The sequence below is a fragment of the Massilia psychrophila genome (genome assembly GCF_002760665.1).
In the GTDB taxonomy this organism is placed as follows: Bacteria; Pseudomonadota; Gammaproteobacteria; order Burkholderiales; family Burkholderiaceae_D; genus JAFCUW01.
The window spans coordinates 1-12,618 of sequence record NZ_PDOB01000024.1 but is presented as its reverse complement, the minus strand read 5'-3'; the positions used below and the strand labels follow the sequence as shown (position 1 = coordinate 12,618).

Sequence of the window (12,618 nt, the reverse complement as noted above, 5' to 3'; positions counted from 1 at the left end):
GAATGCGGGGACCCAATTTTTCGCAAATATCGACAATGCCTGGCTTCGTCCGTTAAAAAAATGGTCAACTAATCGGGCAAATTTGATCCCCGCGTGCGCCAGGATGACGGTCTCTGGGTTAGCGGCTCAAATGAACAGGGCCGGCTGCGTGAGCTGGACCAGCAGCTTTTTCACCGGCGCCGGCAGCGGCGCTTTTTCGATTTCCGCCAAATCCCACCAAACATACCGCGGTTCCGGCGCCGAGCGTTGCCCCAGCGCGATCCTGTGCGGATAAATATGCAGCTTGTAGTGCGTAAAAACGTGCACCAGCGGGAGCAGCGCCTGCACTTCCTCCACCACGCCGAAGCGGCCGGCCGCCGCCAGCGCATCCGGCATCGGCGCATCGAAGTCGCCATGCCCGTCCACTTCTGGCAGCGACAGCAAGCCGCCCCAGATGCCGCTGCCGGCACGCTGCTCGAGCAGCACCTGGCCGGCATCAAAAATCACCAGCATCGCCGCGCGCTTTTCGGGATTGGTCTTTTTGGGTTTGCGCACCGGCAGTTCGGCGGTGCGCCCAAGCGCAAACGCGACGCAGCGCTCGCGCAGCGGGCAGCGCGCGCAATCGGGCGATGAGCGCTTGCACAAGGTCGCGCCCAGATCCATCAGCCCCTGCGTGTAACTTTCGATGCCGCTGTCGGGCAGCAACGCTTCGGCGCGCCGCCACAGCACGTCTTCCACCGCCTTGATGCCGGGGTACTGGTCGATGCCGAACACGCGCGCGAACACGCGCTTGACGTTGCCGTCCAAAATGGCGGCGCGGGTACCGCTCGAAAAGGCCGAAATCGCGGCGGCGGTCGAACGGCCGATGCCCGGCAGGCCGGCCAGCAGCTTCGGGTCGCTCGGGAACACGCCGCCGTATTCGGATGCCACGCGCCGCGCGCAGGCGTGCAGGTTGCGTGCCCGGGTGTAGTAACCAAGCCCGCTCCACAGCGCCATCACGTCGGACTGCGGCGCTTCGGCCAGCGCAAGCAAAGTAGGAAAGCGATCGAGGAAGCGGGCGTAATACCCCAGCACCGCGCTAACCTGGGTTTGCTGCAGCATGATCTCGGACAGCCAGATGCGGTAGGCGTCGGTGGTGTTTTGCCACGGCAGCGCATGGCGGCCATGCTGGCGCTGCCAGTCGACGACGGCGCTTGAAAACGTCGGGTCGGCGAACTGGTCGAATTCGGTCAGCCGCTTCATGTCGTCACCTTCACGCCGCTGTCTTCAATGGCGCCAGCTGCGACTGCAGCGCCAGCGTCACGCCACCTGCCAGCTGGTGCAACTGGGCCCTGACTTTTTCGAGGTCGCGGTGAGACGCCTCGAACGCCTCGATCTTGTGTTCCAGGCTGTCGGTGGCGTCATGGATGCGCTGGATCGACGCCAGCCGGTGCTTGAGCTGTTCCTTGTGCTGGCGGATCTGTGCTTCGAGCGGCGCCATGATCACCTTCAGCCACGCCTCGGCGTCGGCGTTGGCGCCGCGGTAGGTGCGCCGCACGCGCGAGGCGATCGAATCGAAAAAGCGTTCCATCAGCGTGCCGCGGCTGGTCATGATCAGGGTGGCGGTGCCGAACTGCTTCAGGTAGACCGCTTCGATGGCGTCGATGTCGTGCCGGTACTTGTCGAGCGAGAAGGCCATCGGCAGCGACAGCGCCAGCCCGTGCTCGGTCGAGAACTTGCGGTACATCGATTCCATCATCTCGCCGATTTCGGCGATCTTGCGGGCCGAATCGTCCAGGTTGACCTTGGCCTGGTCGAAAAAATACTTGACCGGCGCGCGCATGCCGGTGGCGAAGCGGCTTGCCTGCATGGCGTCGCGCACGGCGTCGATTTCCTGCTGCACGGCGGCCATGCCTAGCGTGGTGAAGAGCTCCGTCGACAGGCGCGCGAACACCGAACGGGTGCCGGCAAGCTTGACCAGGCTGGCGTCGAATTCCTTCTTCTCGATGTCGATGCGGCGCATCATGTGCGCGATCACGCCCTGGTTCTTGCCGCGCAGGCTTTTCAGTTCCTGCAGTTGCTCGACCAGGTCGCGGATGCGCGCGCCGATCATCGCCTGCTGGGCGCCGACCAGCCGCGCCATGTCGTCGGCCAGCTGCTGGCGGATGATGTCCTGCTTGGCCGGAATGAGCTCGTTGAACAGCGCCGCTTCGAGCGTGCCAAGGCGGCTTTTTTTCAGCAGCGCCATGTCGTCGTTGATCTTGGCGACCAGCGCCTTCTGCGCCGACACCGGATACACCTGGTGCGGCTCGAGGCCGAGCAAATGGGCAACGCTGGCCTGCTGGCGTTCGATCTCGGCGTCGTTTTGCGCTTCTGACTTCAGTTCGTCCCACATCGCGTCGATCTTGTTGAGTACGACAATGCGGCCGGCGCCGGCGCCGATATGGGTGCGCCACACTTCGATGTCGCTTTTGGTCACGCCGGTTTCGGCGGCCAGGATGAACAGCACCGCGTGCGCGTTCGGGATCAGGTTCAGCGTCAGTTCGGGTTCGGTGCCGATCGCGTTCAGGCCCGGCGTGTCGAGGATCACCAGGCCTTGCTTGAGCAGCGGATGAGGAAAATTGATGATCGCATGGCGCCACAGCGAAATCTCGATCATGCCGTCGGCGTCCAGCGTGGCGGCGACGTCGGGGTCACGCTCGTCGTACAGGCCGTAACTTTGGGCTTCGGCGACGCTGACCTGCTTGGTGAGGCTGACCTGCTTGAACGTCTCGTGCAGGCTGGTTCCCGCATCCAGCGCCAGCGCCAGCGGCAGCACGGTCCAGGCGGCAGGGTCGTCGCGGTAGTCGGAAGTGGACAGGTTGCTTGCCCGCGTTTCGATCGGCAGCAGGCGCAGGCAGGGCGGCCAGGCCGGATCGTACATCAGTTCGGTCGGGCACATGGTGGTGCGCCCGGCGGCCGACGGCAGGATGCGCTGGCCGTAATCGGCGAAAAAAATGGCGTTGATCAGTTCGGATTTGCCGCGCGAGAACTCGGCGACGAAGGCGACCGACAGCTTGTCGTCGGCGAGGCGCGCCAGCGCGCGCGCGATGCGCTGCGCGGTGGCGCCGTCGGTCAGTTCGGCCGCGTTGACCCACATCTGGTAGCTCTCGAGCGCGGCCACCACGCCCTGGCGCCATGCGCCGTATTGTTCGAAATCCTGCACCATCGTTCACCTTGCGTTGTTGCGTTGTTATTTCGCCGCGGTTGGCGGCCTTTACGTCTATTTTTGGCAATTCACACAGTAAAACGTCGAACGCTGCCCTTGCACGATCCTGCGCACCGGCGCGCCACAGTTGCGACACGGCACTCCTTCACGATCATAGACGAAATACGTCTGTTGGAAATACCCCGATTGGCCATTCACCGCAATAAAATCGCGCAGCGTGCTGCCGCCCTGATTGATGGCTTCGGCCAGGATATTGCGGATGGCAATTGCCAGCTTGTCGTAGCGGCCACGCGATATACGGCCGGCGCTTGTCTTTGGATTAATGCCTGCCCGAAACAGGCTTTCGCAGGCGTAGATGTTGCCGACCCCGACCACCACATCGCCCGCCAGCAGGAATTGCTTGACCGGCGCGCTGCGCTTGCGGCTGGCGCGAAACATCAGCTCGCCGGAAAACCCCGGCTCCAGCGGTTCGACGCCGAGGCCGCGTAGCAGCACGTGCTGGCCGAGTTCGCCGTCGTCGCTGGCATGCCACAGCACGGCGCCAAAGCGGCGCGGATCGTGCAGGCGCAGCACTTGCGTGCCATCGCCGGCCTCGACGACGAGGTCGAAATGGTCGTGTTTTTTCGGCTCGGTACCGGGCGGCAGCACGCGCAAATGACCCGACATACCGAGGTGGATGATCAGCGTGCCATGGGCAAAATGGATCAACAGGTACTTGCCGCGCCGGCCGGTCAGCAGGATGCGCTGGCCGGCAAGCGTGGCCGACAGGGCAGGGGGGAACGGCCAGCGCAGGCCGTCGCGGCGCAGCAGCACGCTTTCGACCCGCCGGCCTTCGAGGTGGGGCGCGATGCCGAGCCGCGTGACTTCGACTTCTGGCAATTCCGGCATGTCAGTTCCGTAACATCAATATTATAGTGGCGAGCGCGCACGCAAAGGAAGGGTTGGGCGTAGAATCTGTGATCATTCGTGTCATCTTGGAATTGCCTTGAAAAACGCTTTCGCCATTGTAACCCTCGCAGGCCTGCTGTCCGCGTGCATGGCGGCGCCGGCAGCGGCGCAAACAGCACCCGCACCTGCGCCCGGCCCGGTCCAGGCCGACGCCACCGTTGACGCCGCCGCCGCCGCCGAGGCTGCGGCCGCGGCCGAGGCGAGCGCAATCGCGGCGCGCTTGCCGAAGGTGGCGCTCACCGGCGAGCTGCTGTACAGGCTGATGAAGGCCGAGATTGAATTTCGCGATGGCAACTGGCAGCCGGCTTACCTGGCCATGATGGCCACCGCCCAGCGCACGCGCGATCCGCGCCTGGCCCAGCGCGCCACTGAAATGGCGTTGTTGTCGAAGCAGGGCGAACCGACCCTGGCGGCAATCCGCCTGTGGCGCCAGCTGGCCCCCGATTCCGAAGAGGCGTCCCAGTACTATCTCGGCTTCGTGATCATGTCCGACAATCTGGCCGAGGCCGAACCGATCCTGCGCCGGCGCCTGCAAGCGGCGGCCCCGGCCGAGCGCGGCATGGCCATGTTCCATGCGCAGCAATTGCTGGCCCGCGCCAAGGACAAGGCCGCCGGCTTCGCCATGACCGAACGGCTGATGACTCCCTACGCCGACAGCATGGAAGCGCATATCGTGCTGGCGCAGGCGGCGTTCGCCCGCGGTGCCGGCGCGGTGGCGGTCAAGGAAGCGCGCACGGCGCTCTCGCTGAAGCCCGACGCCGAAATCGCGGTGCTGACGCTGGCCCAGGTCACCGACGACGAGGCCGGCTCGGCCGCCGTGCTGTCGGCCTTCCTGGCGGCCAATCCGGGCGCGCGCGAAGTGCGCGCCGCGTATGCCCGCGTGCTGGTGAGCCGCAAGCAGTACGAGCTGGCGCGCCAGCAGTTCCTGGCGTTGCAGAAGGCCCAGCCGGACAATCTCGGCACCTTGTACGCGCTTGGCATCGTGTCGCTGCAGCTGAACGACCAGGCCGGCGCCGAGCAATATTTAATCCGCTTCACCGACGTGCTGGACACCAACCCGGACGAAGAGCGCGACGCGTCGAAAGTGTTCGTGATCCTGGCCCAGCTGGCCGAGGAGCGCGGCGACCTGAAGGGCGCCATGAAGTGGCTCGACAAGGTCGAACAAGGCGAGGGTGGGGGCTGGTTCAACGCCCAGCTCAAGCGCGCGCAACTGGTCGGCAAGGGCGGCGATATCAGTGGAGCGCGCAAGCTGCTGGCCGACCTGCCCGCGGCGCAGCCGGCCGAGCAGTCGCAGGTGCTGCTGACCGAAGCGCAGATCCTGCGTGACAGCAGCCGCCTGGACGAAGCCTACGTGCTGATGCAGGCGGCGGTGGCGAAATTCCCGGGCAACGCCGACCTGCTCTACGATTTCGCCTTGCTTGCGGAAAAAACCGGCCGCCTCGACGTGATGGAAAAGTCGCTGCGCGCGGTGATCGCGCAGGTGCCCGACAATCACCACGCCTACAACGCGCTCGGCTATTCTTTGGCCGAACGCAACGTGCGCCTGCAGGAAGCGCTCGAGCTGATCGACAAGGCGCTGAAGCTGGCGCCGGGCGACCCGTTCATCATGGACAGCATGGGTTGGGTACAGTTCCGGCTTGGCAACCTGAACGCGGCCGAGGCACAGCTGCGCCAAGCCTATACGCTGCGCAACGATCCCGAGATTGCAGTTCATCTGGGCGAAGTGCTGTGGCAGAAGGGGCAGAAAGCGGACGCCCAGAAACTGTGGCGCGAAGCGCGTGCCAAAGACCCGAAGAACGACACGCTCAAAAATACGCTCGCGCGCCTGAACGCGAACTTGTAACGGAATCACGATGCCATCAATAAAATTTCATGCCGCCGCCGTGCGGGTCAGCCTTTGCCTTAGCCTCGGCACTGCGTTGCTGGCCGGCTGCGCCAGCACTCCTGTCAAAACGTCACAGCCGCTGCAGGCCGGGCTCTACCAGGACAGCTTCGAGGCGGCCGGCCGGCTATCAATCAATTACCGCAAGGACGGCAATCCGGAGTCGCTCACCGGTAAGTTCAACTGGTCGCAAACGCCGGGACGGATCGACGTCAGCCTGTCGTCGTCGATGGCGACCATCGCCACCATCAGCATCACGCCGCAGTCGGCCACGCTGGTGCAGGCCGACAAGGTGCCGCGCGTGGCGAAGGACCTCGACACGCTCACCGCCGAGTCGCTCGGCTGGTCGTTGCCAGTGTCGGGCCTGCGCGACTGGCTGCAAGGCTACGCCACCGGTGCCGACGGCAAGCGCTTCACCGCCACGCCGGCCAACAACAACGTGCTGACGGCCGACGGTTGGCGGCTGCGCTTTGTGTCGTGGCAAGATGAGACGGCGGCGCGGCCAATGCCCAAGCGCATCGACGCCGAGCGGGTCACCAACGCCAGCGCCGACGCACTGGCGATCCGCATTCTTATCGACGGCCAGGGCTGACGGTGCATCAAATTTCGTTTCGACAACATTCGCTGCACGACTGCCCGGCCCCGGCCAAACTCAATCTTTTCCTGCACATCAATGGCCGCCGCGCCGACGGCTACCACCAGCTGCAGACCGTGTTCCAGTTGGTCGATCATGGCGACACGCTGCACTTCGACCTGCGCGCCGACGGCCTGGTCCGGCGCACCACCATTGTTGCCGGCGTGCCTGAGGAAATTGACCTGATCGTGCGTGCGTTGCGCCTGCTGGCGCTTGAATTCGCGCGCCGCCACGGCCGCCCGGCGCCCGGTGTCGACGTCGCCATCGACAAGCGCTTGCCGATGGGCGGCGGCTTGGGCGGCGGTTCGTCCGACGCCGCCACCGCGTTGATCGCAGTCAACCACCTGTGGCAGGCGGGTCTGGACCGTGCCGAACTGATGGCGCTGAGCCTGCCGCTGGGCGCGGATATTCCGTTCTTCATCTTCGGCGAGAACGCCTTTGCCGAAGGCGTCGGCGAGCAGTTGCAAGCGGTAACGACGCGCGACTGCTGGTATGTGGTCATCGAGCCCGGAGTTGCCGTGCCGACCGCTGCAATATTTTCCTCCGAGGATTTGACACGGGACACAAAACCGGTCAGAATAGCGGACTTTTCCAGGCACCTGGTGATCCAAACAGATCGCAAAGGGTTTGGCAAGAACGACTTGCAGCCGGTAGCAACTCGACTGTTCCCGCCGGTAGCCGAAGCGGTTCGATGGTTAAGTAGCTATGGCGACGCCAGGATGACTGGCTCCGGAGCATGCGTGTTCTGCGCATTTTCCAGTGAGCTCGAGGCCGAGGCGGTGCTGGCCAAGGTGCCCCAGGTCTGGGGTGGTTGGAAAGCGCAATCGCTTCAGCGTCATCCGATGCACGCGCTGTTGCAAGTTGGTAGAGTTATAGAATAGAATTCGGCTTGGCGAGATGTTTGACGATACAATGCGTCAAATGTCACGACAAGCAGTCAGTTGCGTAGGGGAATCGCCAAGCTGGTTAAGGCACTGGATTTTGATTCCAGCATACCAAGGTTCGAATCCTTGTTCCCCTGCCATTCGTTTTGCTGGCCTGTCGATGCGAGGTTTGCGTCCAGACAGCAGGATTGATCGATCCGCTCTCGCGGGTCATCCTAGCATAGTGCCGGCACGGTATGATCGGCCGGCGTCTTTCAAAGAAATAATCAACGCTACTCTCTTGGGACTCCCATGGCTTACGAAAACCTGATGGTTTTTACCGGCAACGCTAATCCGGCGTTGGCAGAAGGAGTCGCAAAAAACCTCGGCATCTCCCTTGGCAAGGCAAATGTCTCGAAGTTTTCCGATGGCGAAGTGATGGTCGAAATCAACGAGAACGTCCGTGGTAAAGACGTTTTCGTGTTGCAGTCGACCTGCTGCCCGACCAACGACAACCTGATGGAAATCATCCTGATGGTCGATGCCTTGAAGCGCGCTTCGGCTGGCCGCATCACCGCCGCCATCCCGTACTTCGGCTACGCCCGCCAGGACCGCCGTCCGCGTTCGGCGCGCGTGGCGATCTCGGCCAAGGTAGTGGCCAACATGCTTGAAAAAGCCGGCGTCGAGCGCGTCCTGATCATGGACTTGCACGCAGACCAGATTCAAGGCTTCTTCGACATTCCGGTCGACAACATTTACGCCTCGCCGATTTTGCTGGGCGACTTGCAAAAAAAGAACTACGACGACCTGCTGGTGGTCTCGCCCGACGTCGGCGGCGTAGTGCGCGCGCGTGCGCTGGCCAAGCGCCTCGGCTGCGACCTGGCCATCATCGACAAGCGGCGCCCGAAAGCGAACGTGTCGGAAGTGATGAACATCATCGGTGAAGTCGAAGGGCGCAACTGCGTCATCATGGACGACATGGTCGACACCGCCGGCACGCTGACCAAGGCTGCCGAAGTGTTGAAGGAACGCGGCGCGAAAAAAGTCGTGGCCTACTGTACCCACCCGGTGCTGTCGGGCCCGGCGATCGAGCGCATTGCCGCTTCGCCCCTCGACGAGCTGGTGGTGACCGACACGATCCCGCTGTCCGCCCAAGCGGCCGCCTGCAGCAAGATCCGCCAGCTGACGTGCGCACCGCTGCTGGCCGAGACGTTCAAGCGGATCAGCAAGGGCGACTCGGTGATGTCGCTGTTTATCGATTAAATACAGCAGGCTTTTCATGCTGCCCAACCTGCGGCGCACCGGCAATGAGCTGGTGCGCCGTTGGTGTTTCAACATTTGCTGTTGGTACCCTTTTCTTGAGTGCGATGCTGCGCTCATATTCGGAAGACCCCTGGTCGCGGGGGTCTTCACACCGCGGGGCAATCAAGCCCCGCAATTCTTGGAGTAACACATGAAAGTTATCGCATTCAATCGCACATTGCAGGGGTCCGGAGCGAGCCGCCGCCTGCGTACTTCCGGCCAGACTCCGGGCATCATCTACGGTGGCACCGAAGCCCCGGTCATGATCTCGCTGGACGGCAACGCGCTGTACCACGCGCTGAAAAAAGAAGCCTTCCACGGTTCGATCCTCGACCTGGAAATCGACGGCGCCAGCCAGCAAGTCATGCTGCGCGACTTCCAGATGCACGCATACAAGCAATTGGTCATGCACGCTGACTTCCAGCGCGTCGACGCCAAAGCCATGATGCACACGAAAGTGACGCTGCACTTCATCAACGCCGACGTGTCGCCGGCCGTCAAGCTGCACGCCGCAATCGTCTCGCACGTGCTGTCGGAAATCGAAATCAGCTGCCTGCCAGCCGACCTGCCTGAGTTCATCGAAGTCGACCTGGCCAACATCGACGTCGGCCACTCGATCCACGTTGCCGACCTGGTCATGCCAAAAGGCGTTACCGTCGTCACCGGTGCGACCCAGACCGTTGCTACCGCTGCCGTGCCAGCCGGCCACGTTGCCGCTGAAGCAGAAGAGTCCGCTGCTGCCGCAGCCGCTTCCGAAGCCGACGCTGCCGCCAAGATCGCTGCCAAGCCAAAGAAGTAATTCTTTAGTCTCGGTAAGAAAAACCCGCCCGGCTCGCGCCCGGCGGGTTTTTTTTCGCCGTTTTCCCGGATAATCACGTTTTCTTTACATCTGCTTCCTATGTCCATACGCCTCATCGTCGGCCTCGGCAACCCCGGCCCCGAATACGAACCAACCCGCCACAATGCGGGCTTCTGGCTGGTCGACAACCTGGCCAACAGCCTTCCCGGCTGCCGGCTGCAGCGCGAAGCGCGCTTCAACGGCCTGGTTGCCAAGACCACGATAGCCGGCAACGAGCTGTGGCTGCTGGAGCCGCTCACCTTCATGAACCGCTCCGGGCTGTCGGTCGGCCAGCTGGCCCGCTTCTACAAGATCGAGCCAGGCGAAGTGCTGGTCGTGCACGACGAGCTCGACTTGGCGCCGGGCGTGGCAAAACTGAAAAAGGGCGGCTCGTCGGGCGGCCACAACGGCCTCAAGGACATCACCGCCGCGCTCGGCACCCAAGATTACTGGCGCCTGCGCTTAGGTATCGGCCACCCGCGCAGCCTGAACTCGCAGCAGCAAGTGGCCGACTACGTGCTGCACCGGCCGCGCAAGGAAGAGCAGGTCTTGATCGAGGAAGCGATCGAGAAAAGTCTGCGCGTGCTGCCGCTGGCAATTGACGGCAAATTCGATGCCGCGACGATGCAGTTGCATACGGTTTGACCGGTTCGGGCGCGCCGACACGCGGGGCGATAATTTTCCCGTGAGTTCACTTTCACGATGAGCCGATTCGCAACTGGCAGCGCGCGACGGGGAGGGGCAGCGGTTGTGCGACGAGTTCGCCGCGTCGCTTACCGGCGTGCCTGCCACCAATGAATCGCTGCCAGCACGAGCCGGAATAAGAGCGGCAGGCGCTGCCACTGCAGCTGGTCCATGAGATAGGCCAGCACGTGCGCATCATGTTGATGTTTTAAGTACATATCGTCGCTCCACGGGTGTGTTAAGTGGTGTGCCGGTTATTACGATAGTGCATCCTTGATGCTGATCACTGATACAGATCAGCGCGTTGTTTGATAGCCAGAATTGCAGTGTTCGAGCGTGGTGTCGAATCAGCCGGCCGCCGCACATTTCCCGGAGAGTATCGCTTTGCCCGGGCCATGCGTAGCGCGTACGCGGGTCGATTCTTTACCGGCTGAAAATAGTTAGGCGCCTTGATCAGCGCCACCGAGCTGGCGAATTCCTAGTGTTTGTTGGCCATAAAAAACATCTACCCGTCATGCGACAGTAGCGCGGGTGCAGCATGCCGGGTGCAATTTCGTCTGCAATTTCGGCTACAACATCGCCCATGGATGGGGGAGCTGCACGTAATGCCGGTACAATAACGGGTTTCGGGGAACCCGCGCCTGCGCGATCCTCGACCATCGAATCAGAAAGCCTTCCCATGAGTCTCCAATGCGGCATCGTCGGCCTGCCTAACGTCGGCAAGTCCACCCTTTTCAATGCGCTGACCCGTGCCGGCATTCCGGCCGAGAACTACCCGTTCTGCACCATCGAGCCGAACGTCGGCGTCGTCGAGGTGCCGGACCCGCGCATGGATGCGCTGGCCGCCATCGTCAAGCCGGAGCGCTTGGTCAATGCCATCGTCGAGTTCGTCGACATCGCCGGTCTGGTGGCGGGCGCGTCGAAAGGCGAGGGCCTGGGCAATCAGTTCCTGTCGCACATCCGCGAGACCGATGCCATCGTCAACGTGGTGCGCTGCTTCGAAGACGACAACGTGATCCACGTCGCCGGCAAGGTCAGCCCGCTCGACGACATCGAAGTGATCCAGACCGAGCTGGCGCTGGCCGACATGGCCGCCGTCGAAAAAGCGATTCACCGCGAGAGCAAGAAAGCGCGTTCGGGCGACAAGGATGCCGCCAAGCTGGTTGCCATCTGCGAGCGCCTGATGCCCCACCTCGACCAGGGAAAACCTGTGCGCACGATGGGCCTCGACGACGAAGAAATGGCGATGATCAAGACGCTGTACCTGATCACCGCCAAGCCGGCGATGTTCGTCGCCAACGTGTCCGATACGGGTTTTACCAACAACCCGCTGCTCGACCAGTTGACTGCCTACGCCAAGGCGCAAAACGCGCCGATCGTCGCCATCTGCGCCTCGATCGAGTCGGAGATTGCCGATCTGGACGACGCCGACAAGGGCGCCTTCCTGGCCGACATGGGCATGCAGGAGCCGGGCCTCGATCGCCTGATCCGCGCCGCCTACAATCTGCTCGGCCTGCAAACTTATTTTACCGCCGGCGTCAAGGAAGTGCGGGCCTGGACCATCCACGTCGGCGACACCGCGCCGCAGGCGGCTGGCGTCATCCACACCGACTTCGAGCGCGGCTTCATCCGCGCCCAGACCATCGCCTACAACGACTTCGTCGCCTGCAAGGGCGAGGCCGGCGCCAAGGAAGCGGGCAAGATGCGCGCCGAGGGCAAGGAGTACGTTGTCAAGGATGGCGATGTGCTGAACTTCCTGTTCAACGTATAAAAATAGCAGCATGTGTTTTCGAAGGGCGCCGTTGGCGCCCTTTTTTGAATCCCCGAGAAGGCAAAATGGCAATGTTGAAAAAACTTGCCAAGGGCGCCGCGCGCACGCTGAGCGGCGCCATTTTTTTAATTTATTCCGACCCGGTACTCAGCATGGCGATCCTGTCCCACCTCATTATCTACCCGGTCAAGTCATGCGCCGGCCTGTCGGTGCCTGCTGCGACGCTGACCCGCGCCGGCCTCGAGGTCGACGGCGTGGGCGACCGCGAATGGATGGTCGTCGACCCGGACGGCCAGTTCCTCACCCAGCGCGAACATCCGCGCATGGCGCTGGTCACGCCGCGCGTCGATGCCGGCGTCCTTACATTGCGCGCGCCGGGCATGGCCGCGCTTGCGCTGGCGCCGGCCGGACCGGCCGCCACCCGCGAGGTCGGCCTGTGGGACGACCGCGTGCTGGCGGACGACTGCGGCGAGGCCGCCGCTGCCTGGTTCTCCTGCGTGCTCGGCGCGCGCTGCCGGCTGATGCGTTTC

General features: G+C 63.1%; 12 protein-coding genes and 1 tRNA gene. 9 read left to right on the top strand and 4 right to left on the bottom strand.

Annotated elements, in window-relative coordinates:
- Positions 1-126: 126 nt before the first annotated feature.
- Genes mutY through mutM form a run of 3 tightly spaced genes read right to left on the bottom strand, consistent with a single transcriptional unit; the run spans position 127 to position 4,054 of the window.
- Positions 127-1,221 carry an A/G-specific adenine glycosylase gene (mutY, locus tag CR103_RS14550; protein ID WP_099916696.1) on the bottom strand — a complete coding sequence of 365 codons (1,095 nt, stop codon included), beginning with the start codon at positions 1,219-1,221 and terminating at the stop codon, positions 127-129.
- Positions 1,222-1,231: 10 nt separating this feature from the next.
- The gene (locus CR103_RS14545; RefSeq protein ID WP_099916695.1) at positions 1,232-3,166 is read right to left on the bottom strand and encodes a dynamin family protein; all 1,935 of its coding nucleotides are present in this window, start codon (positions 3,164-3,166) and stop codon (positions 1,232-1,234) included.
- Between the two features lie 54 nt (positions 3,167-3,220).
- Positions 3,221-4,054: a bifunctional DNA-formamidopyrimidine glycosylase/DNA-(apurinic or apyrimidinic site) lyase gene (gene mutM, locus CR103_RS14540; protein ID WP_099916694.1), complete on the bottom strand. Its 834-nt coding sequence runs from the start codon at positions 4,052-4,054 to the stop codon at positions 3,221-3,223.
- Positions 4,055-4,151: 97 nt separating this feature from the next.
- Between mutM and CR103_RS14535 the strand changes: the two genes are divergently transcribed.
- From CR103_RS14535 to pth, 7 genes are all read left to right on the top strand, one after another.
- On the top strand, positions 4,152-5,957 hold the full coding sequence (locus CR103_RS14535; RefSeq protein ID WP_099916693.1) for a tetratricopeptide repeat protein: 1,806 nt from the start codon (positions 4,152-4,154) through the stop codon (positions 5,955-5,957).
- 10 nt (positions 5,958-5,967) lie between these two features.
- Entirely contained in the window at positions 5,968-6,588 is a 621-nt protein-coding gene (locus CR103_RS14530; protein WP_099916692.1) for an outer membrane lipoprotein LolB, read from the top strand.
- Between the two features lie 2 nt (positions 6,589-6,590).
- Positions 6,591-7,511, top strand: coding sequence for a 4-(cytidine 5'-diphospho)-2-C-methyl-D-erythritol kinase (ispE, locus tag CR103_RS14525; protein ID WP_229443098.1), 921 nt, complete (start codon positions 6,591-6,593; stop codon positions 7,509-7,511).
- A gap of 66 nt (positions 7,512-7,577) precedes the next feature.
- Positions 7,578-7,654: transfer RNA gene (locus tag CR103_RS14520), tRNA-Gln, on the top strand.
- Positions 7,655-7,805: 151 nt separating this feature from the next.
- Entirely contained in the window at positions 7,806-8,756 is a 951-nt protein-coding gene (locus CR103_RS14515; RefSeq protein ID WP_099916691.1) for a ribose-phosphate pyrophosphokinase, read from the top strand.
- A gap of 190 nt (positions 8,757-8,946) precedes the next feature.
- Complete coding sequence (locus CR103_RS14510; RefSeq protein WP_099916690.1) at positions 8,947-9,594, top strand: 50S ribosomal protein L25/general stress protein Ctc; 648 nt, start codon at positions 8,947-8,949, stop codon at positions 9,592-9,594.
- Positions 9,595-9,693: 99 nt separating this feature from the next.
- A complete protein-coding gene (gene pth, locus CR103_RS14505) occupies positions 9,694-10,278 on the top strand; it encodes an aminoacyl-tRNA hydrolase (RefSeq protein ID WP_099916689.1) in 585 nt (194 codons plus the stop codon).
- A gap of 128 nt (positions 10,279-10,406) precedes the next feature.
- Here the strand turns inward: pth and CR103_RS23870 are convergent, their stop codons facing one another.
- The gene (locus tag CR103_RS23870) at positions 10,407-10,535 is read right to left on the bottom strand and encodes a hypothetical protein (RefSeq protein WP_267874001.1); all 129 of its coding nucleotides are present in this window, start codon (positions 10,533-10,535) and stop codon (positions 10,407-10,409) included.
- A gap of 461 nt (positions 10,536-10,996) precedes the next feature.
- On the opposite strand from CR103_RS23870, the gene ychF reads away from it, so the two are divergent.
- Together ychF and CR103_RS14495 are read left to right on the top strand one after the other, a co-directional pair.
- Positions 10,997-12,088 (top strand): redox-regulated ATPase YchF, encoded by a 1,092-nt coding sequence (gene ychF / locus CR103_RS14500; protein WP_099916688.1) that lies wholly within the window; start codon positions 10,997-10,999, stop codon positions 12,086-12,088.
- 71 nt (positions 12,089-12,159) lie between these two features.
- Positions 12,160-12,618, top strand: a 459-nt coding sequence (locus tag CR103_RS14495) for an MOSC N-terminal beta barrel domain-containing protein (protein ID WP_229443096.1), incomplete at its 3' end; no start/stop codon positions are given.